General features: G+C 36.2%; 19 protein-coding genes, 1 tRNA gene and 1 pseudogene. 11 read left to right on the top strand and 10 right to left on the bottom strand.

All coding sequences use genetic code 11. The features are described from left to right. Nucleotides 1-59 precede the first annotated feature (59 nt). The 10 genes and pseudogenes from ACYIAL_RS03785 to recC form a co-directional block, all read right to left on the bottom strand. Entirely contained in the window at nt 60-887 is an 828-nt protein-coding gene (locus tag ACYIAL_RS03785) for a VanW family protein (protein ID WP_483751022.1), read from the bottom strand. A 34-nt stretch (nt 888-921) separates the two neighbouring features. Then, a complete protein-coding gene (locus ACYIAL_RS03790; RefSeq protein ID WP_483751023.1) occupies nt 922-1,650 on the bottom strand; it encodes a type 1 glutamine amidotransferase in 729 nt (242 codons plus the stop codon). 211 nt (nt 1,651-1,861) lie between these two features. Beyond that, a tRNA-Asn gene (locus ACYIAL_RS03795) sits at nt 1,862-1,937 on the bottom strand. A gap of 87 nt (nt 1,938-2,024) precedes the next feature. Beyond that, nucleotides 2,025-2,600 carry a YiiX/YebB-like N1pC/P60 family cysteine hydrolase gene (locus ACYIAL_RS03800; RefSeq protein WP_160402366.1) on the bottom strand — a complete coding sequence of 192 codons (576 nt, stop codon included), beginning with the start codon at nt 2,598-2,600 and terminating at the stop codon, nt 2,025-2,027. Further along, on the bottom strand, nt 2,584-3,171 hold the full coding sequence (locus ACYIAL_RS03805) for a biotin transporter BioY (RefSeq protein ID WP_160402367.1): 588 nt from the start codon (nt 3,169-3,171) through the stop codon (nt 2,584-2,586). The genes ACYIAL_RS03800 and ACYIAL_RS03805 overlap by 17 nt, the downstream gene beginning before the upstream one ends. A gap of 153 nt (nt 3,172-3,324) precedes the next feature. Further along, nucleotides 3,325-3,957: an MBL fold metallo-hydrolase gene (locus ACYIAL_RS03810; protein ID WP_483751024.1), complete on the bottom strand. Its 633-nt coding sequence runs from the start codon at nt 3,955-3,957 to the stop codon at nt 3,325-3,327. A 4-nt stretch (nt 3,958-3,961) separates the two neighbouring features. After that, nucleotides 3,962-5,365 carry a DHA2 family efflux MFS transporter permease subunit gene (locus tag ACYIAL_RS03815; RefSeq protein WP_483751025.1) on the bottom strand — a complete coding sequence of 468 codons (1,404 nt, stop codon included), beginning with the start codon at nt 5,363-5,365 and terminating at the stop codon, nt 3,962-3,964. Nucleotides 5,366-5,479: 114 nt separating this feature from the next. After that, nucleotides 5,480-5,614, bottom strand: a pseudogene (locus tag ACYIAL_RS03820) (bile acid:sodium symporter); the annotation flags it as partial. Between the two features lie 95 nt (nt 5,615-5,709). Next, nucleotides 5,710-6,501 (bottom strand): TatD family hydrolase, encoded by a 792-nt coding sequence (locus ACYIAL_RS03825; RefSeq protein ID WP_483751026.1) that lies wholly within the window; start codon nt 6,499-6,501, stop codon nt 5,710-5,712. A gap of 8 nt (nt 6,502-6,509) precedes the next feature. Then, nucleotides 6,510-9,719 carry an exodeoxyribonuclease V subunit gamma gene (gene recC / locus ACYIAL_RS03830; RefSeq protein WP_483751027.1) on the bottom strand — a complete coding sequence of 1,070 codons (3,210 nt, stop codon included), beginning with the start codon at nt 9,717-9,719 and terminating at the stop codon, nt 6,510-6,512. Nucleotides 9,720-9,992: 273 nt separating this feature from the next. Between recC and ACYIAL_RS03835 the strand changes: the two genes are divergently transcribed. The 11 genes from ACYIAL_RS03835 (at nt 9,993) to ACYIAL_RS03885 (ending at nt 20,375) form a co-directional block, all read left to right on the top strand. Then, nucleotides 9,993-10,334, top strand: a complete 342-nt coding sequence (locus ACYIAL_RS03835) for a hypothetical protein (RefSeq protein WP_483748096.1) — start codon at nt 9,993-9,995, stop codon at nt 10,332-10,334. 98 nt (nt 10,335-10,432) lie between these two features. Further along, nucleotides 10,433-10,780: a hypothetical protein gene (locus ACYIAL_RS03840; RefSeq protein WP_483751028.1), complete on the top strand. Its 348-nt coding sequence runs from the start codon at nt 10,433-10,435 to the stop codon at nt 10,778-10,780. Nucleotides 10,781-10,883: 103 nt separating this feature from the next. Continuing rightward, nucleotides 10,884-11,282 carry a hypothetical protein gene (locus ACYIAL_RS03845; RefSeq protein ID WP_174796809.1) on the top strand — a complete coding sequence of 133 codons (399 nt, stop codon included), beginning with the start codon at nt 10,884-10,886 and terminating at the stop codon, nt 11,280-11,282. An 81-nt stretch (nt 11,283-11,363) separates the two neighbouring features. Beyond that, a complete protein-coding gene (locus tag ACYIAL_RS03850; RefSeq protein WP_483748093.1) occupies nt 11,364-11,849 on the top strand; it encodes a hypothetical protein in 486 nt (161 codons plus the stop codon). A gap of 473 nt (nt 11,850-12,322) precedes the next feature. Beyond that, the gene (locus ACYIAL_RS03855) at nt 12,323-14,950 is read left to right on the top strand and encodes a type VI secretion system Vgr family protein (protein WP_483751029.1); all 2,628 of its coding nucleotides are present in this window, start codon (nt 12,323-12,325) and stop codon (nt 14,948-14,950) included. Between the two features lie 10 nt (nt 14,951-14,960). After that, complete coding sequence (locus tag ACYIAL_RS03860) at nt 14,961-16,571, top strand: T6SS phospholipase effector Tle1-like catalytic domain-containing protein (protein WP_483751030.1); 1,611 nt, start codon at nt 14,961-14,963, stop codon at nt 16,569-16,571. 16 nt (nt 16,572-16,587) lie between these two features. Next, entirely contained in the window at nt 16,588-17,313 is a 726-nt protein-coding gene (locus ACYIAL_RS03865; RefSeq protein ID WP_483751031.1) for a DUF2931 family protein, read from the top strand. A 27-nt stretch (nt 17,314-17,340) separates the two neighbouring features. Then, the gene (locus ACYIAL_RS03870; RefSeq protein ID WP_255458430.1) at nt 17,341-17,466 is read left to right on the top strand and encodes a hypothetical protein; all 126 of its coding nucleotides are present in this window, start codon (nt 17,341-17,343) and stop codon (nt 17,464-17,466) included. 16 nt (nt 17,467-17,482) lie between these two features. Then, on the top strand, nt 17,483-18,211 hold the full coding sequence (locus ACYIAL_RS03875) for a DUF2931 family protein (protein WP_483751032.1): 729 nt from the start codon (nt 17,483-17,485) through the stop codon (nt 18,209-18,211). A 138-nt stretch (nt 18,212-18,349) separates the two neighbouring features. Continuing rightward, nucleotides 18,350-19,432 carry a M23 family metallopeptidase gene (locus ACYIAL_RS03880; RefSeq protein ID WP_483751033.1) on the top strand — a complete coding sequence of 361 codons (1,083 nt, stop codon included), beginning with the start codon at nt 18,350-18,352 and terminating at the stop codon, nt 19,430-19,432. 31 nt (nt 19,433-19,463) lie between these two features. Next, complete coding sequence (locus ACYIAL_RS03885) at nt 19,464-20,375, top strand: hypothetical protein (RefSeq protein ID WP_483751034.1); 912 nt, start codon at nt 19,464-19,466, stop codon at nt 20,373-20,375. Nucleotides 20,376-20,629: the final 254 nt, after the last annotated feature.

Here is a 20,629-nt window from a genome sequence, read left to right on the forward strand (position 1 = left end):
AAACTATCACTTAGATAGTTAGTGGCTATCTGCAATTAGGGGGATTATTATTTTTCCAATTAGCTTTCATTACTTGCGATAAATGGGGTATACATCATAATGGCGTGATTTTCGCTGATGAGCTTTTCTTCGACATGGTTATCAATTAAATGTGTTTTGCGTTGCCATATTTTATTATGTCTGGTATAGCCTCCCCACCACTGTTGTTCAATGCGATGATCGGTTTCTAGGATTACATAATGATGAGTTAAGGGGGTATCAGCAAGTAATTCCCCATGTAAATACTGATCATCAAGCCAAAGATTAAGCCGGTAGGTGGTATTGGTTTTATTGATTAATTGTAAATCAACATAGTTATAAGACAAGGTTGCGCCACAAGCAAAAGGAATCGTACGATTGATATCGGGGAAAACATCAAAACTATGCCGCCAACGCTCCATAATGGTGAGATCAGAATGTAATACGATCCAATAAATCAAATTACCTAATTGGCATAATCCTCCGCCAATGTCTTTGCCTATCTGCCCATTATGTAATGATAGTCCTTCTAAAAATCCTCGTTTTTTCGATGGGCGTCCTACTTTTTGCCAGATCGAAAAACGTTGATTGGGCTTAATGATTGAACCATTAAGTTTTTCAATGGCTAATCTAAGATTAGTAATTTTATTATATTGTAAATACATATCAACATCTTTTAGTTGCCTTAATAAAACAGACTGATGTTTTTTGTGTGAATAACAACAAGTATTATTATTGATGTCGACAGTACTATAGGCGTGACGATGCCGCCACCACTCAAATTTTCTCTTTAAAATAAAATACTCTTTGCCTAATTTTAGCCTGAATTTACTGCGTTTTATCGGTTTATCGACAATGATATCCTTCATATTTTCCATTCCTTTATCTACAATATATAATCAGTTATTTTTCTAAAGATGACTGATAATGCTCGCTCAACTTGTCGAGAAAAGCGAAAAGTTTTTGATTCATTGTCGTGTAATCATGCGAGCGAAGCGTATCAGGCGTATCAACAAAGCGGTAATTTGCAGCTTGTTTAAGCTCTTTTTGCGAATGGGCAATCAGCAATTCAACGACTTCAGGCGTGAACTCCATATGGCATTGAAATCCATAAACGAAGTCATTATAAGCAATGATTTGCCGAGGGCAGCCTGCACTATAAGCTATAATTTGGGCATCTTGGGTTAAACCAGGCATATCATTGTGCCAATGACCGACTTCTAATGTATTGCCAAAATCAGCAAATAGAGGGTTGGTTTTACCCAGTTGCGTTAATGTAATTGGGAATTTTCCAATCTCTTTTTCTGGGCTTTGGGCATGACTTGCGCCTAACGCCTCACCAATTAATTGAGCGCCTAGACACACGCCAATAACTATTTTACCGGCATTTATCATTGATAAGATCACAGCTTGTTCTGCTATAGAATCAAAATGAGCACACTCTTGTTTGGTTGTTGACGGTGATTGTGGACCACCCATAACAATAAGAAAGTCGATATCATCAATGCAATTAGGAAGTGGTTCACCAAGATAAACGCGACAATAGGTTATGGAGTGATGATGCATGCTAGCCCATAGCTCATAGGCACCGAGTGCTTCGAAAGCTTCATGAATAATAAAATGTATATGCATTAATAAAGGTTCCTTGCCTATAAATATTATCACCAAAAATCATGGTTCAATGACATTATATATATCTAAAGATAAATTTATTATTGAATTATTATGAATAATTTTTTCGCAAATACAATATAGACTTTTGATATCAACAGGATAAAAATTTGGAAGAAAAAAGAAGTTTGGTAGAGGTAATTTATCTAAGATGATTTTGGAATTTAGAAGTTGGCTCCTCCAACAGGACTTGAACCTGTGACATACGGATTAACAGTCCGCCGTTCTACCGACTGAACTATGGAGGAACCGAAATGTAGCGCGCATATTATAGATTTTATGGCGCTATGTCAATAGTTAAATGCTTTTTTTGTATGAACTTGCCTCCTTTATAATCATTCAAGTGTTAGGATTGTCTTGAATAAATGTTTTTGTCTGAGTAATTGTTGGGGATGCGAACCAAGCTCTTGTTGTGGGATGCTCTGTTTTAGATCGCGATAATAATCAATCCAATAAGGCAAAATTTGATTTGTCGTTACATCCTTAAAATTCATTGGATATAATGCGAAATAATCACTACCTTGTTTAGTTTTAAAAGCATAAGTAATCAGCTCACTGCAATAAAACCCATCTGTATTTTGATTAAAGCTATGATTGTAAGGTGAACCTAAGCAATGTTTAGCTCGCTTTAATGCATTTTGAATAACAGCCAAATCATGGATTCTACCAATGATATTACGTCTAGCCGCACCAACAAAGTCAGTCAAAGATTGTTCAATCACGCCATATTTTTGTGTGGCTTCAATGACGCTATTATTGCCAATATATAAACCGACATGATTGATATTTTTTGTTATCTCATCCATGTTAGGCACTGCACCAGAACGGTTTATAGCGTCACTAAAATCATCATCTTCGTTAAGGCTTTGAAAGATGATATCGCCACTTTGAATATTATTTATTTTTAGCACGATAACGCCATAGTGAAAACATTACACAAGTTGCAATAATAAATTTAAGTGCATCAATACCAACAAATGGAAAATAACCTACTTTTAACGCATCAATAAGTGTAATGTGTAAATAGCCCATTAAATAGACAACACCAAATACAAATAACAATTGATGCGCACAAGCGAATGCAATTAAGCCTAAAATAAAGCGACGATCATACCCTCTTTCTGCTGCAAAACCGGCTAAATAGGCACTAAATACATAGCCATATAAGTAACCAGAAGAAGGTGACGCTAATGCCATAATCCCACCACTGCCATTAGCAAATAGCGGTAATCCCATTGCGCCTAAAAAAAGGTATTGGATTATTGCTAATGCGCCTAATTTACGACCTAAAAAAGCACCAATTAACAATACCGCCAATGATTGTAGTGTAAATGGAACAGGGTAAGTTGGAATACTAATATTAGCCGCTAATCCTAAAAGTAATGCTGCACTGGTAGTAGTCAATAGCTTACGTTGCCAAGAAGATAAATTAACCAGTGTCGTGATAAATGTTGGATAATACGAAGTAATTTGTTGTTTCATTATTTTCTACCTTTGATACATAAATAGTAGAACTATAATAGCGCAATGTATTTCAATGTAAACTATTTTTTATATAAAAAGTTTACATATAGGTTAAATTGTTGCTATCACAGCCCAATACAAAGAGCGTGATAACAAAAAATAAGGTTCTACTTAAACTAAGTAAGGATTGCTGATTCGTTCATGACCAAAACTTGACATAGGGCCGTGTCCTGGTACAAAAATAAAGTCATCACCAAGTGGTAATAATTTGTTAGTGATTGATGAAATTAAATCGGTATGGTTGCCTCGAGGAAAATCAGTTCGTCCAATACTGCCTTTAAATAATACATCGCCGACAAAAGCTAGTTTATCCAAATGATTAATAAAAACAATATGTCCTGGAGTATGACCAGGGCAGAAAAGCACATCAAGGGTTATGTTACCTACTTGAATTTGGTCGCCTTCTTTTAACCAACGATCGGGTAAAAAGCTGTCAGTATGAGGAAAACCAAATTGTATGCATTGCTGTGGCAAACTTGTTAGCAAAAATTCATCTTCTTGGCTTGGTCCAATAATTTTTACATCATAATATTGAGCTAATGTGGTTGCCGCACCCACATGATCTAAATGTCCATGGGTTAATAAAATCTGTTTAATATTTACGCCTAGTTTTTCAACGGCTTTTTTCAGTAGTTCTGATTCACCACCAGGATCAATCAGTGCGCCTTCCATGGTTTGATCACACCAGATAATGCTACAGTTTTCTTGAAAAGCGGTAACGGGGATGATTTGATACTGAAACATATACTTATCTCCTTGTTTCTTGGTGATGGGTGATTAGATTTTGGCCGTCTTCTTTTTTTAGTTGCGCAAAAATAACGCTTGATAGCACTGTAACCACACCGAGTATAACAAACGTTAATTGAAATGCGTGAATAGTACCAGTTGAGTTGCTAATTAATCGCAGTAAAACTGCACCAAATCCTGTACCAAAACTGATTGCAAGTTGTTGATTAACTGCCATTAAACTATTACCACTACTCGTATTTTTGTTTTCTAAGTTCGCTAAAGTTATGCTATTCATCGCGGTATATTGCATAGAATTAATACCACCTATACAAAATAACAATAAACTGATTAAGATAAGGGGTGTCGATAAATTTAGTAGAGACATTAAAACAATCATGATGCCCGCTAAAATGGTATTAGCAACGAGCACAAAACGATAGCCTAAACGAGCTAAAATACGTGGAATAAAAATTCGAGTACAAATTGATGCAATGGCCATTGGCATTAGCATCACACCGGCAAAAACAGCCGAGTAGCCAAAACCGACTTGTAACAACAATGGAATTAAAAAAGGCACACCAGATATACCTAATCGGCAAATTAAATTGCCAATAATGCCTATTTTGAACGTATGGATCTGAAAAAGTGATAGTGGGAATAAGGGGGTTGGTTTCTTTTTGGCATACCCATAATAAATAAGTAGAAAAACGAAGCTGATTACGGCAAGTAGCAATGGAAAATCATATGTCTGATTTTGGTTTAAAACCTCTACACTTAAAGTGGCGCTAATAAAGGCAATCACAATAAATATAAAGCCAAACAGATCAAAAGGCATGCGTTCACCCTTTAGATTAGGCATATATTTCCAACTAATTATCACACCTAAAATACCAATGGGTAAATTAATAAAAAACACCCAATGCCAACTCACCATATCAACCAAATATCCTCCTAATACCGGTCCCAAAACAGGTCCAATTAAACCGGGAATGGTGGCAGTATTTAAGGCGGCTAAAAAATCACTACGCTTAAAAGATTTAATTAATACTAAACGTGATATCGGTACCATCATTGAGCCACCAATACCTTGAATAACACGCGAGATATCTAAAAAAATTAATGAATTGGATAAAGCACAAAGCAATGAGCCAAGGGTGAACAGTGAAACTGCCATCACAAAAATATTTCTAGTGCCAAATTTATCTGATAAAAAACCACTGACTGGAATAAATAATGCCAAGGTTAAAGCATAGCTTATCACTGCTGATTGCATATTTAAGGGAGATTCATTAAGATCTTTAGCCATCGTGGGAAGCGCAGTGTTTAATATCGAGGTATCAAGCGATTGCATAAAAAATGCAAATGCTGCAATCCATGGTAATATTCGATAAACAAAGGGTGGTAATTGTAATTCGCTATTCATTTTAATTTTGCCTAAAATTAATTTAAATGCTGGATGAGCAGTTGGCTATAAGCTCGGAAAATTAAGCTCTCTTACTACCTATTTTATTAAGAAAAAGAGCAGATGAATGCTATTTTACAATATTATTTGCTTATTATTGGATTTTTTCTTATTTTTAACAGGTTTATCTTGCCGATAGCCAGCTAGTAATGACCCAGAAATATTGTGCCAAACCGAAAATACTACAGCGGGCAGCATTGATAAAAGAGAGGTAATCGATTGAATAAATAGTTGATAAAATTGCCTGGTCATATAAACCTGCCATGAGTCTAATAAAATTATTCTATAATAATGATAAAGTTATTTTAGTTTCTTTGTGTGATTTTTGCTCTATTGAGTCTACTAAATAGCGTCAAGGTATTTGCTAAAATCGTGTGCATTATGTGCTCTGCTGACTCATTGCGTAATTGAGTCAAGATTTTAAATACTTCTGCGATATATTCAGGGCGATTTATTTGACCTTGACGACCACTTAATGGCATATCGGGGGCATCCGTTTCAAGCACAAGACTTTCTAGCGGTAATTGAGCAATCGTATTGCGCGTTTTATTCGCTCGTTCATAACTAATTACGCCACCTACACCAATATAATAGCCCAGCTTAACAAATTGCATAGCTTGCTGATAGCTACCTGAAAATCCATGTATTACACCACGGCAAGGTAGGTTGGCACGGTGTAATTCATGGTACATAATATCGTGCGCTTTGCGTGAATGAATCAAAACGGGTAAATCAAATTGTTTAGCAAGCGCTAATTGTGATCTAAAAAATGATAGCTGCTGTTGCCAATCAATACTTAAATCATAGCGATCAAGTCCGATCTCACCAATGGCAATTAATTTTTTAGGTTTGGTTTTAACGATATTAGTTAACAGCTCTAAATCAGCTATGGTATGGTGATAAATAGGATGCAGTCCCAAAGCGGCATAGATTTCGTTATAATCATCTGTAAGTTGTAAAACAGTATCAAAATAGTTAGCACTAACTGCGGGTATGATTAACCCAACAATATCTGCTTGGTGAATTTTAGCTATTGAATCGGCCAGATGATCAGTGAAAGGCGGAAAATCAAAATGACAGTGTGTATCAATAAACATAATGCCCCTTATTCTACGGTTGTTTGATGTAATAAAATTGGCAGTAAAAATCGTTGGGCAGCAAAAATAATTTGTTCAATTAATGCGTCGGTTAAGTCAGGGTAAAGGCGAGTATAATAACTGTCGCACTCAGCAGATCGGTTAAAGCCGCCTTGCCAAGTATTCAAAAGCTGATTGATAGCTTTATCGCTCGCGACAATCTCGCCTGTTTTTTTATTATAGGCTGCAATTAACCAACTCCATGCGCTTTGCACTGGTAACAATAAAGGCTGATTAATACCGTGCAAATAACCTTCCACCAATGTGGTTAATATCGCAATTGCTTGATCATGGGGTAAGTGTAAAAAACGCCACTCAGTATCTTCTCGGCCATAGATGCGGCTTTGATTTTCAACTTGATCTGGATTTAAGATGCAATACACTAAATGATCAATCCATAGCGAAATACCATCTCGAATCGAAAGTTTTGCTGGGCGCCATGTTAAAATACCATCATCTTGAATATGGGTTAACCAACCTTGTAATTGGGCATGTTGCCCATTGGTCAAAATAGTTAAATTGACCTCTTGCGTTGTCATAACCAAGCGTTCTTGATTAATTTTATTCGCTAGTGGTTGCAGTGATTCAAATTGATTATCATAAATAATTTCACCAAAGGCACCATCTGGTAATTCACCCGTTAACGCTAAATTTTGATAAAGATCATCGGATTGTGGTGGTTCATTAGAGATCAGCTGATTTAAAATCAGCAAGTTCAATTGATAACGTTTTAAACTATCAAGATTAAAATTTTCGGCATCCGGTAAGGTATCATCCAAATAATTGATATAAAAATTAAACCGTTTTTGTAAAAAAAACCGAATAGAGTGTTGGTAAAATCGTTTTAATTCATCAAGATTGATATTATCGACATCAATAACAGGTATTTCACTAATAAATAATTGGTTTTCACCTTGTTGCAATGCCGCAGGTAACCACTCATCGGCATAGCTTTTGGGTTCTTGTAAAAAATTTTGCGGATTAAACGGTGTGCGTGTATGGTTTACACGTAAACAATTCAAGTTGTTAGTAGAAATTGCAGTGTTATTTGCAGGTTTATTATAATATTGGGCAATATACTCCCAAAGTTCATCAACAAGTATAGAGGGATAACGCTCACTATCATCTTTCATTTCGCGACCAATATAACTGATATACAACTGTTTTTGCGCAGATAAAATTGCCTCTAAAAAAAGGTAACGATCATCGGTGCGACGACTGCGATCGCCTCGTCTTGGATGCTGTGCGATTAAATCAAAGTCAAGTGGAAGCGACGTTCTTGGATAATCCCCATCATTCATTCCCAATAAACAAACAACTTTAAAGGGAATGGAGCGCATTGGCATCATGGTACAAAAGTTTATCTTACCGACTAAAAAACGATGTGCTAAATGATTTTGTTCTAAGCGTGATTGCATGGCATCATGCAAAATCGTGATAGAAATATTATCCATATAATTGGCAGACAAACCACTATTAATCAACGCTTGCCACTCTTGTGCTATCATCAATAAAATGGATTCACGTTGTGAATTGCTAACAAAAAAATCATTAATCAATTCAAGACAACAAGGTTGCCAATCAATGAGCGGTTTTTCTCCGTTTAAGATAGCAAACCACTTCTTTACCACTTTAATAAATTCGGCTAATTGACCGATTAATTCGGCATCTAAACCAGTTGCACCATCATAAGGTAATATCTGTTGCCATCCCCCTTGCTCACTATTCATCGTATAGCCAAGTAATAACCGTTCAAGCCCAAATAACCAACTATGTGCACTATCAAGCCCAAAACGAATGCCTGACTCAACAATCCAAGTCCTCAACAAGGTTAGCTGTGATTGATTAATTGCAAATTTTTCAGAAACAGCCGGGATCTCAAGCAAATTAAAGAGTTCTTCTGCTGTAAATCGACTATTTGGAAAATTTAAAATAGCAAAAAAACCTTGAACAATCGGATCGATATTTCGTGCCTTTTGATCTGAAATAGTAAAAGGTAAATAGCGCTTCTCATAAGCATTACCAAAAACAGCTCGAATATAAGGCACATACTTATCAATATCCGAAACCATAACTATGCAATCGCGTAATTCTAGTGTGGGATCTGCGTCAAAAACTGATAGCAGATAATCATACAATACTTCAACTTCACGTTGCTCACTATGGCAAGCATGAAACGAAATTGACTTGTCTGTTGCTGCAATATACTCATTACCAAAATCGTTTTGATACAGATCTAAAATATCTTGCTGAATGGCATTTAATAAACAAGATCGCCCCTGATCGACAAAAGCTTCAATATCTTGTTTATTATTAAATTCCTGTAACAGGAACAGATTATCACGACCTAGTTTTCCCCACGAGGTTAACAGGGGATTGGGTATTTTATCGGGGGTATTGAATATATCTGACAACTGCTTTTCAACAATATCGCCCCAATACCATTTACATGGATTGTTAAACATCAAATGGACATCAATATGTTGCCCAAGTGCTGACAGTAACGAAAGATAAATAGGAGGAAGAGAAGTAATACCAAAAATAAAAATACGATTAGGTAACGAATCTAAACGTGAACGATCAAAGTGATTATCTAACAAAATTTCAAGCATTTGTTGATAAATATTAGCGCGATGATAAGGTTGACTGATGGATATTAGCTTTCGCCACAGCTCTGCTTGCCACCTTTCATCAGAATGATGATTTAATTCGCTAACAGTATGATTGGCTTCCCATTTTGCAAGCCAATCAGGGCGATAAACTAAGTATTGGTCAAATAACCGCGCAATACGCGTTGCCAGCTGATATCGTTTTTTATCTTGTTTATCAATATCCAGATAATGTTTAAGTGCGCTAAACTCAGGTTGTTCAATAACTTGGGGCAACAAATAATACAAACGCCAACTCATTGATTCAATACTATAACTATTTTCAATGGGGGCATCGGGCAATAATTTTTGATAAAGTTGCCAAATAAATTGAGTTGGAAAAAGAAAATCAACATTAGCCACAATACCCAGTTCATCCGCTAACGCAATTTGCAACCATTGTGCCATACCTTGGCTTTGCACCATCACTACATCAGGTGTAAATACATCCTCTAATGGTTGTCTGCGCATCAATTCACTCAATAACGTCTTGAGTAAATCGACCTGATTTGAATGATAAATGGTAAACATAACAACACTAATTATTGATAAGAAAAGATTAAGATTATCGCTGATCGTTACTAATAAATCTAGTTGCTATTCTAGTGTCAACTTTATAGGCAAAAAAACTACAAGTCATGGCATTGCACAACTAGCAGTAGCAAGAATTTTTATGTCTAATTAGTTCGGCCTGCTATTTACAATGTATGATAAGAAGATTCTAATAACAATCTAATTTTTACACATCTAAAAAAATGGTACACTTTGTGGTTAAATCTGCAAGAAATCAATTTAGGTAATAATATGAAAAAACTATCTATACTAATATTATTAATGTTGTGGCCATTAGTATCCTTAGCCAAAGGACCTAATTGTTATACTTGGCCCATGAATATGACCGAGGTTTGGATGAAAAATGAAAAGATAGTGGATATTCAAGACTTGGATGAATCGAAAACCAAAATAACGCAATTGGCTTCAGAGGAAATAAAAAAGGGTTTATATAATCAAATTTATCAATTTGTTTTTTATGATAAAAATGGTAATAGTTACGAAGTTATTACAAAAAGCCAAGCATCATACGAAGAATGTTCAATAAGTGATGTGAATAAATATCTAATATCCAAAAGCCAAGTTCATCAGTAGGTTATCTAATAATAGGTAAGTAACTTCGGTATTTTAGACTGTTTTTAGTCTATGATAAAAGTAATATAAGGTAAAAAAGAATAATTTAAGGTAATTATGTGAAAAAGCTTTCTTTAGTAATATTGTTAATATTATGCCCAATTCTATCCTTTGCTAATGGGCCCGATTGCCATAATCGCGCTTTGAATAAAGCTAAGGAGTGGTTGAAAAGTAGTAATATAGTGGAGATTGAAAAATTGAATCAATCAAAATTGAGAATAACACTTTTAGCATCTGAACAGAAAAGTAAGGATTTATATACACAAATTTATCATTTTGTTTTTTATGATAATCAAAACAAAGCTTATGAAGTTATCACAAAAAGTGAAGCTTCTAATAAAGACTGTTCGATAGGTGAAGTTGATAGTTATTTAGTATCAAAACGCCAGATTGATTATTTTGATTAATACGTAAAATGGTCAACGGTTTCAGACATGTTTAACCAAATCATATTATTGCTTTATCAATTAGCTAAATGAATACGGCAAGACAAAAATTAAAGGTTGTAAAATGAAAAAGTTTTTTTTAATTATTGGGCTAATAATGTGGCCTATAATCTCGTTTGCTAAAACACCTGATTGTGCAAATGCTTTCATGAACGAAGCGGCTCGTTGGATGCAATATGATGGAGGAATCGTTGAGATGGCTGATTTAGATCCATCAAAAACAACAGTAACATTATTGGCATCAGAAAAAAAGAAAAATACAAATAATATGATAAAGAAAAAATATGTATATACCCAAATTTATCGCTTCGTTTTTTATGATGATAATGGCAATAGCTATCAAGTTATAACAAAAGGTGATGCTGTAGAAGTTAACGAAAATGATATTACTGAATTTTGTTCAACAGGGGGGAGCGATATTTATTTTGTATCGAAAGATAATTTAAAAGTAGATCGTAAATAGCTGGACTAACACAGGTTATGTTAATAGATGCAATTAAAGAAATCTATTAACTCAATTCCTTGGTCGTGTGGTGTTAACAACATGATAGATAATACAAAATTTTCTAGAGAATGGCTTCATTTAAAAGAATCTGAAACAAATCTATTTTCTTCTAAATATTATTTTAGAAAATCAAAATGTTTTTTTAAGCAATTACTATTAGCACTCAATACATTATCAGAACAAGGAACAGCATTAAGATTTATAAGAGATGATGATTTTAATGACGAAGAATTAGAAATATTAATCCCCATAATTATAGATATATCAATAGATGGCAATATTGATAATATTCCTATAGCTAGAGATATATTGATCAAGCTTAAAGAGAATAAAATCGTAAAAAATAAATTATCTAGTCTGTTAGATAATGACCTTGATTCTTTCGATGACTTTATATTCCGAAGATTAGCTGAATTACTGCAATATTTAAATTTCTCAGACCTAAAAATCAAATTAATGGATAAATGCCAAAAGAGCGAAAATGATAATTTAATTGAAATATATCAAGATTTCATTGAAAAATGATATGTAGCTCCCGAGTTGTTTATACTTCATGATTATAGCATTTCCTTTATTTTTCCAACTTATTTTTAAATTTCTTATATTTGATAACTAGTTATAAATAAAAGAGCTATCTTCTTTATTAAGAATTACTGAATTCCTGTTAAAAATATTCAGGATCCTATACCGTTTCAGCATACAATCATTTTAAATTTAATGATTTAATAAATTTCATTGATAAAGCCTAACATTGCTTAAATCCCTTATTTAACAAAGGCGTTAAGCCGCTATCACTTACCGTTTTAACTAACTGAAATTATTCATATTAAACAAAGATATTGATTAAAAAAATTAAACTTTACGTTAAAATCGTTTATACTCTGTTTGCATTATCGCTTACGTTGAAAATAGTCAGCATAAAAACAATAATATCGCGATAAACTAATAGCATAATAAAAATAAACGGTATGAATTATTAGGAATAAAGGGGGGGAAACATGTCAAACGAACTTAATCGTCTTCTGGGTCAGCTCGGTGACGGGTTTAGCGATTTAATGGCGGGCTTAGGGGGTGTTAGCCATAATCGCTATACTTTAACGGTTGACGGGCTGGGCGCGCCGATGTCGGTTTTGCATGTTGAGGGTGATGAGTCGTTAAACCAGCCTTGGCGTTATGTAATCTCCTTTACTAGTACTGATAAAACCTTATCGCCTGATTCCTTTCTTAATCAAAAATCGACTTTTTCCTTTAATCCGGTTATCAATAAACCATTAACTTCCGCTATCCGCTCATTAAGTGATTTGCCCACGTTGAGTAATAAACGCACCTTGCATGGGGTGATTACCGAATTTAGTCAGTTATCGGTCAATAAAGATGAAGCCCATTATCAGGTGGTGTTATCCTCGTGCTTAGCCAAGCTGAATGTCGGGCAACATAGTGCCATATTTCAAAATCAAAGCGTGGTGAGTGTGGTTGAAGAAGTGCTACGTAGTCATGGTTTGACGGGGATTGATTACCGTTTAGAGCTAAAAGATAGCTACCCTGAGCGGGAGTTTATCACGCAGTGGCAAGAGAGTGACCTTGCCTTTATTCAACGCTTATTGGCCGATGTCGGTATTTGGTTTCGCTTTGAAACGCATGCTGAGCACCATTGTGATGTGATGGTGTTAAGTGATTATGAGCAAGGTTATGCGCAGGTGGCTGATATTGACTATAAACCGCCCAGTGGCATGGCTGATACGGGCGTTGAAAGCGTGTGGGATATCAGCCTACATAGTGAAGTGGTGGTTTCCTCAGTCAAGGTACAAGATTATAACTACCGTGATGCCCTCGCCGATTTACAGGGCGAAATAAACACCCAACCCAAAGACCTTACCACCTATGGCACTGACTACCGTTATGCTGAGCACTATAAAGGCTTAGATAGCAATGGACAGGAAAACCCGCAAAATAGTGATGATAATAACGGTGATGATGATAATCGTGATAATGACAATAACACTCACGACAATCAGATTGAAAGTGGTCAGTGGTATGCCCGTATTCGTCATGAGCAAGCGATTAGCCAGAAAATTATCCTCAAAGGCAAGAGTAACCATTATAACCTTGCTCCCGGTCAATGGATTAATATCAATGGCAGTCCGCTGGCAGATATAAATGATGGTGTAATTATTTTAAGTGTACAGGGGCAGGGTAATCGCACTGATGCTTATGAACTCACCTTTACCGCCATTCCTTATCAAGCCTTAAAACCCTATCGCCCCGCGCCCATATGCTGGCCACAAGTCAGTGGCACTTTACCTGCCCGTGTCACCAGTCCTAATCATGACACCTATGGTTATATCGACCCGCAAGGGCGCTATCGGGTTAAATTTAATGTTGACCTGAAACAATGGAAAAGTGGCACGGAAAGCTTATGGGTACGCTTAGCTAAACCGTATGCGGGTAACACCTATGGTTTTCACTTTCCCTTAATTGACGGTACTGAAGTAGCCATTGCCTTTATGCAAGGCAATCCTGATAGGCCATATATCGCCCATGCGATGCATGACAGTGCTCACCCTGACCATGTTACCACCATTAACAAACACCGCAATGTGATTCGCACGCCGGCTAATAACAAACTGCGCATGGATGATAAACGCGGGCAAGAGCATATTAAACTGGCCACCGAATACGGCAAAAGCCAACTTAATTTAGGGCATTTGGTTGATAATAAAAAAGGACAACGCGGTGAAGGCTTTGAACTACGCACCGACGAATGGGGCGCCATTGCCGCTAACAAAGGCTTATACTTAACCACCCAAACCCAGCCGAAAGCGCAAGGCAAACAGCTCGATATGCAAGCAGCGATTGCCCAACTTGAAAATGCCTTATCCATTGCCAAAGCCCTACAAAATGCCGCCACCCAGTCCGAAGCGCACAGCGCCGATACCGACAGCCAAGCGCAACTTAAAGCCAACTTAAGTGAGCTAACCCAAAGTGGCATTTTAGCCTACGCTCAAGAAGGCATAGCCCTAACCAGCCCTGAAAATATTCAACTGACAACAGCGAGCAGCCTCACCTTAACTAGCGAACATCAAACCGACATTAACGCTTTAAACAACGTCACCCTTTCAGCGGGCGAGGCGATTGGATTATTTGCCCAAAAATCAGGCATGAAACTATTTGCCAACCAAGGTGATATTGAAGTGCAAGCCCAAAATGCCAACCTCAACATGGCTGCCAAGCAAGATATTAAAGTGGATAGTGTCGATGGTAAAGTCACCATTACCGCCAAAGACAACCTCACGCTCATTTGCGGTGGCTCTTATATCAAAATCAGCGGTGAAGGCATTGAACTGGGTACACAGGATAATATCTATTTTAAATGTAATGTCTTCCAGAAGATGGGGCCGAAAGCACTTGATATCTCTACAGTAAATTTACCACAACTTATTACAGAACATGGTATTAAATTTCACTTTGTCGATGATCAAGGCGGGGTATATGCTAATGAACCCTACATTGCCGTGTTACCCGATGGCAAAGAAATACATGGCATAACCGATAAAGAAGGCAAAACCAAAGCTTTCTATACTGATTCTCCAGATTCAATTGATGTGCAATTAACTCGATTAATATAAGGAAATCAATATGAAGAATAAAAAGCAGGGATCATTTACTACAGCTAACACTAACCAAGTTGGAGCTAATGGTGAGGTTGCTGTACATAAACAAGTGATTAAACGTCCTGATGAAGTTATATTGACTATAGGTGTATTTTTTGACGGTACAGCGAATAATTCATTTAACATCTCAATGCGTGAAGAGTATCAACAAGCGCTAGCCCGCGGCGAAACACCTGAAATCACTTTCCCAGTGTTCAATACCAGTTACACCAATGATCATTCGAATGTCTATAAATTATATCAAATGTATCAGTCTGATCTTAAAAAAGATCTTGCGAAATTACCAAAAGATAAAAATGGTGTGGCACATTATCAATTGAGCGTTTATATAGAAGGTGTCGGTAGCCGAATTGGTGAAAGTGATAGTAATATTGGTTTTGCCACAGGCCTTGGTGTAACGGGAATTAAAGGTAAAATAAACCGAGCTATAATCGAAATTAAAAAAGAGTTAAAGACTTTTTTGGGTAAAGCCCCTAAAACACGTATTCAACAAATTAACTATGATGTATTTGGCTTTAGCCGAGGTGCGGCAACCGCCCGCTACTTTACCAACTTTGTTGCTGATAAGTTAAATGATAAAGATAAACAAGGCAATAACAACCCGCTAACCAAAATGTTAAAACAGGCGTTAGAGGGCAAAATCAGTGACCATTGGCAAGGACATGCCAATGGACATGTCCATTTTTTAGGTATTTTCGATACCGTGGCAGGAATTGGTCGACCCGAAAATTTATTTGATGCGGGCGATGCTAACACTTTTGATATCGATATCCATATTCACCCCGATTCGACTGATGCAGGATTACATATTCAGGCCGCGCATGAATATCGGCATAACTTTTCGCTCAATGATGTGCCTAATTATTTTAAAAAAGTAAGCATGCCGGGTGCGCATTCGGATATTGGCGGTGGCTACCCCAATCATGATATTGAAGAAAACCTTTATATTACCAAAGTTTATCAACATGATAATCTCTATTTAGGTCAACCATCCAATATTAAGCAAAAGCTACAAAAAGCGCTCGTAAAAATCCAACAACATCCTGATTTGCACTACCTGTTTTATGGTTTAAGTGAAAATAACTTCTACCAATGGACAACCCCAGTAAGATACGATAACAATAACTACACCAACGCCTATGGCGTAATTCGTGTTAGGCGGCAAATAAAATTTGGTCTTGACCGGGTTGCTTTAAGGATTATGTATAACGAGGCGGTAAAACAAAATTGTCATTTTGATACATTTGATAATGATTATGAAATTCCAAATGAATTACAAAGCGTGGCCACTAAAATCATCAAAGCTGCCGACAGTTATCAAACCTATCAATTGACGGAAGCTGAAAAGCGGTTAGTGTTGAACAACTATACCCATTGCTCGGCTGAATATGAACGCTATTTTTATACTAGACCAGCCGAAAAAGAACTAATCGACAAAAATACCGGTCAAATAGTTAAAATCACTTGGCCAACAAAAAAAGAAAAAGAGCAGACAATAACAGGATTACTGCAAGTTCACCAACCACACCTTACCCACCACGGTGATTGGCAACGGCTAATCCACCCCGATCAATAAATAGTAAGGATTTTATATGTTAAAAAAATTTATCACCAGCTTCAGTTTGGTACTACTAATAAGTGGTTGCCATACACCATTTACACATAACAACGTGGACCCTAATTTGCCGCAAAAACCTTACAGTGAATGGCGTATTGGTGGGCGTTATCCACACTATTTTAAAGCCAAAGTATTTTCAACCATGATAAAGACCCAATCAAACAAATATAAAATCATTGATGTATTTGTGAACGATAACCACAATAAAGATCCCGGTAAATGGCAAACTAATTTTGGTTTAAGTAATTTCAAAATAAATTCCGATTTGCCAGAAGAATTTTATATTTGTTGGTCATCTTTTGCCGATCAAACTTTTTATCGCACTAAATTAGTGGTGCCATTATGGGCTAGGCAAGAGATGGTAAAACCGTATCAATATTATTCTTATGCATATAATAAAGATGATATTGGTTATTACAATATCATTATTATTGGTTTTGCCCCAGGCGGCAGTGTGACCGGTTGGATTAAGGGAGTTCCTCGGCAAGATGCGATCGAATTTGGTAAAGGAGTCACTGAGCGAATCCCGCAAGGGTCGGATGTTTGCCCCAATCCATACCCAAACGGTAAAATAACCGAAATCACCCCTGAAGCTAAAGCTTGGCTAAAAAAACACGGCATGCCTAAAGAGTGGCAAGAAAAATATAATAATGTCACCATGGGCGCCTATCTCAAACTAAAAAATCCACCCAATTTTTAAAATTGTAAGTATAAATAACGGGTAATAATGAAGAACCATGGTACAAGTTTAAAAGAAGAAAAAGAGCAGGCAATAACAGGATTACTGCAAGTTCACCAACCACACCTTACCCACCACGGTGATTGGCAACGGTTAATCCACCCCGATCAATAAATAGTAAGGATTTTATATGCTAAAAAAATTTATCACCAGCTTCAGTTTGGTACTACTAATAAGTGGTTGCCATACACCATTTACACATAACAACGTTGACCCTAATTTGCCGCAAAAACCTTACAGTGAATGGCGTATTGGTGGGAGTTATCCACACTATTTTAAAGCCAAAGTATTTTCAACCATGATAAAGACCCAATCAAACAAATATAAAATCATTGATATAGTTGCGCGTAATAATCAAAATTATGAAACCCCTGGGCAATGGCAGACAGAATTCGGTTATAGTAATTTACCGGTTTATTCCGATTTGCCAGAAGAATTTTATATTTGTTGGTCATCCTTTGCCGATCAAACTTTTTATCGCACTAAATTAGTGGTGCCATTATGGGCTAGGCAAGAGATGGTAAAACCGTATCAATATTATTCTTATGCATATAATAAAGATGATATTGGTTATTACAATACCATTATTATTGGTTTTGCCCCAGGCGGCAGTGTGACCGGTTGGATTAAGGGAGTTCCTCGGCAAGATGCGATCGAATTTGGTAAAGGAATTACTGAGCGAATTCCGCAAGGGTCGGATGTTTGCCCCAACCCATACCCAAACGGTAAAATAACCGAAATCACCCCTGAAGCTAAAGCTTGGCTAAAAAAACACGGCATGCCTAAAGAGTGGCAAGAAAAATATAATAATGTCACCATGGGACAATATCTCAAACTAAAAAATTCACCCAATTTTTAAAATTGTAAGTATAAATAACGGGTAATAATGAAGAACCATGGTGCAAGTTTAAATAAAGCATCTTCATCATTTGTTAATTGATATTTAAAGGAAGGATTACGCAGAAGCTGGACGGCGGAGTTGATAGGGCATTTACTGGTGAAATATGAAAGCGAATGGTATGCCGATGAATCGTTAAGAAAATGGAATGAAGTTGATGAGCTGTTTGAAGAAGAAAAACAACAACAAAAAGCGCTTATCGAAGCGGGATTAGATGAGCTTGGCATCACCGAGCCTTACCTCCGTTATTTTGCCTTAGACGTGGTAGACGAAGCGCATAAACATGTCAAATCAAACTGGCAACTTGAAAAAGCGCAGCGCATTAAACCATCACTGTGGTGGAAACAAGTGGCACAGGCACAAGCGCAAACTCAAAATCAAACAACCAGCACAGAACAAAGCAATGCGAATACCAATACCCCTAAACTGTCCAATCTATCCGCAGACGGCAAGGCGTGGTTTATTCATCCGGTAGCGATGATGGATTATTTTAATATTGAAACGGCAAAACTCTGGCATGAACCTTTAGAAAATCCACAAAGGATGTATTACAATTTTAGTGGTGCGGATAGGGCTCAAAATGGTGCTTTTGGTATCGTTCGAACTCGTTTAGATAAAAATAACCCTAAAAATACAATATCTTGCGCTCATGCTGGTTTAGATATCTTTGCCGATATAAATACACCTTGTTATGCCTGTTTAGATGGTGAAATAATGCAATATAAAAATGAGGGGAATAACGGATACGGCAATATATTAGTCCTTAAAGTTAATGGTGAGGATTTAAGAAAATTACGAAATGATACTACCCTTGAATTTCGTAAAGACGGCGAAATTGAGCAAGCCAAGGATTTTAATATTAATGCTGACCATTTTTATTTGCGCTATTGTCATTTAAGTGATAAACGTGCTGACTTAGAAGTGGGTGATAAAGTTAAGTCTGGCGATTTAATTGGCTATACTGGCGATACCGGTAATGCAAAAGAATGCCTTAATCCTCACCTACATTTTGAAATTGCAATGAAGATAACAGGTAACCGCTCTACCGCATATGATACGCAAACCAATAGATTAGGCTTTAAAATTAATCCTGCGTTATTTGTTAATTTACAGCCAATAGACGAAGATGAACAGAGAAAAGTAAAAAAGCGAAGAAAAAAAGAACGAACGAAACTTAAATAACAACGCCAAATAAAAAATAAGGAATATCAATATGAAGTATATAAAGTGTATATTGCTGACCCTATTCTTAACCCCCACTATCAGCCATGCCATTTTTCGCATTTATACTGGCAATATTGGGCAAGATAACGCCGAATTTTATTTTGATGATGAATATGCTTTTTATATTGCTGGTAAAGAGCAGCAAATTAAACATTTAAGTTTTATAAGAGAAAGAGAACGTAATGATAAGTTTAATTTTAAAATTACTTACGAAGATTCTTCTTTTAAAAACATATTAGATAAAATATATATTGAAAATTTTGATGATGTCACTTTTTATCATGGGACTGAAGCCTATCAAAATCTCACAGGCTACACCCTTAACGGAGACAAAGTAAATTTACACAAAATATTTGAATATAATACCATTGATGAACGAACATGGCGGGAAGTAGAATTTAACAATATCGAATTTTTACAGAATAATAGTTCCAAAGATTTTTATTTTAAAGTGATGGTTTCTAAACTCAAAAAATCGACTGGCAACATAGTCGGTATCAAAATATATCGCAAACATGATGGTAAGCTTATTCAAACCATTACCGGCATCGACGGGTGTGATTTTCTTGGCCATGTTAATATCTCGAATCACGAAAACTCTGATTATAATTTTGATGGTGATAATAATGATTTTAGTCTTATTAAAGACAGATATCATGGGCCCAATACCACCGCAGAATATTATGTTTACAACAAAACACAACAACAATTTGTCAAATTAAATCTCGATGGTAATGATTTTCGTTTTGATCGCGAAGCAAAGACTGCCACTAGCTATAAAACCTGCCCAAGTAAAAAAGAAAATGATCATATATCGCTAACCGATAATTTTCAATACATAGGCAATAATCGTTACAAACGGGTCAAACCGAATGCCTGTATAAATCGGGGGAATATCTGAACGAAGACAATAATCAATTTGAATATAAAAAACAAAGGGCGTGTAAACCTAAAGAAATAAAAGATTGTCGAAATTATATTGATAATAATGATTATGATAGTTATTAATGGCACGGAACTAATTATGTAGCTGAACTCATTCGTGGCGGAAAGGGGCAAGGCTTATATTGCCGAGAAAATTATTGAAAGGAAAGCTGATTCTCGAATTTAGAATGTTAAAATTAAAAAAGGTTGCTTGGCAATGCCAAGTAACCT

The sequence above is a fragment of the Gilliamella sp. X-57 genome (assembly GCF_057063565.1).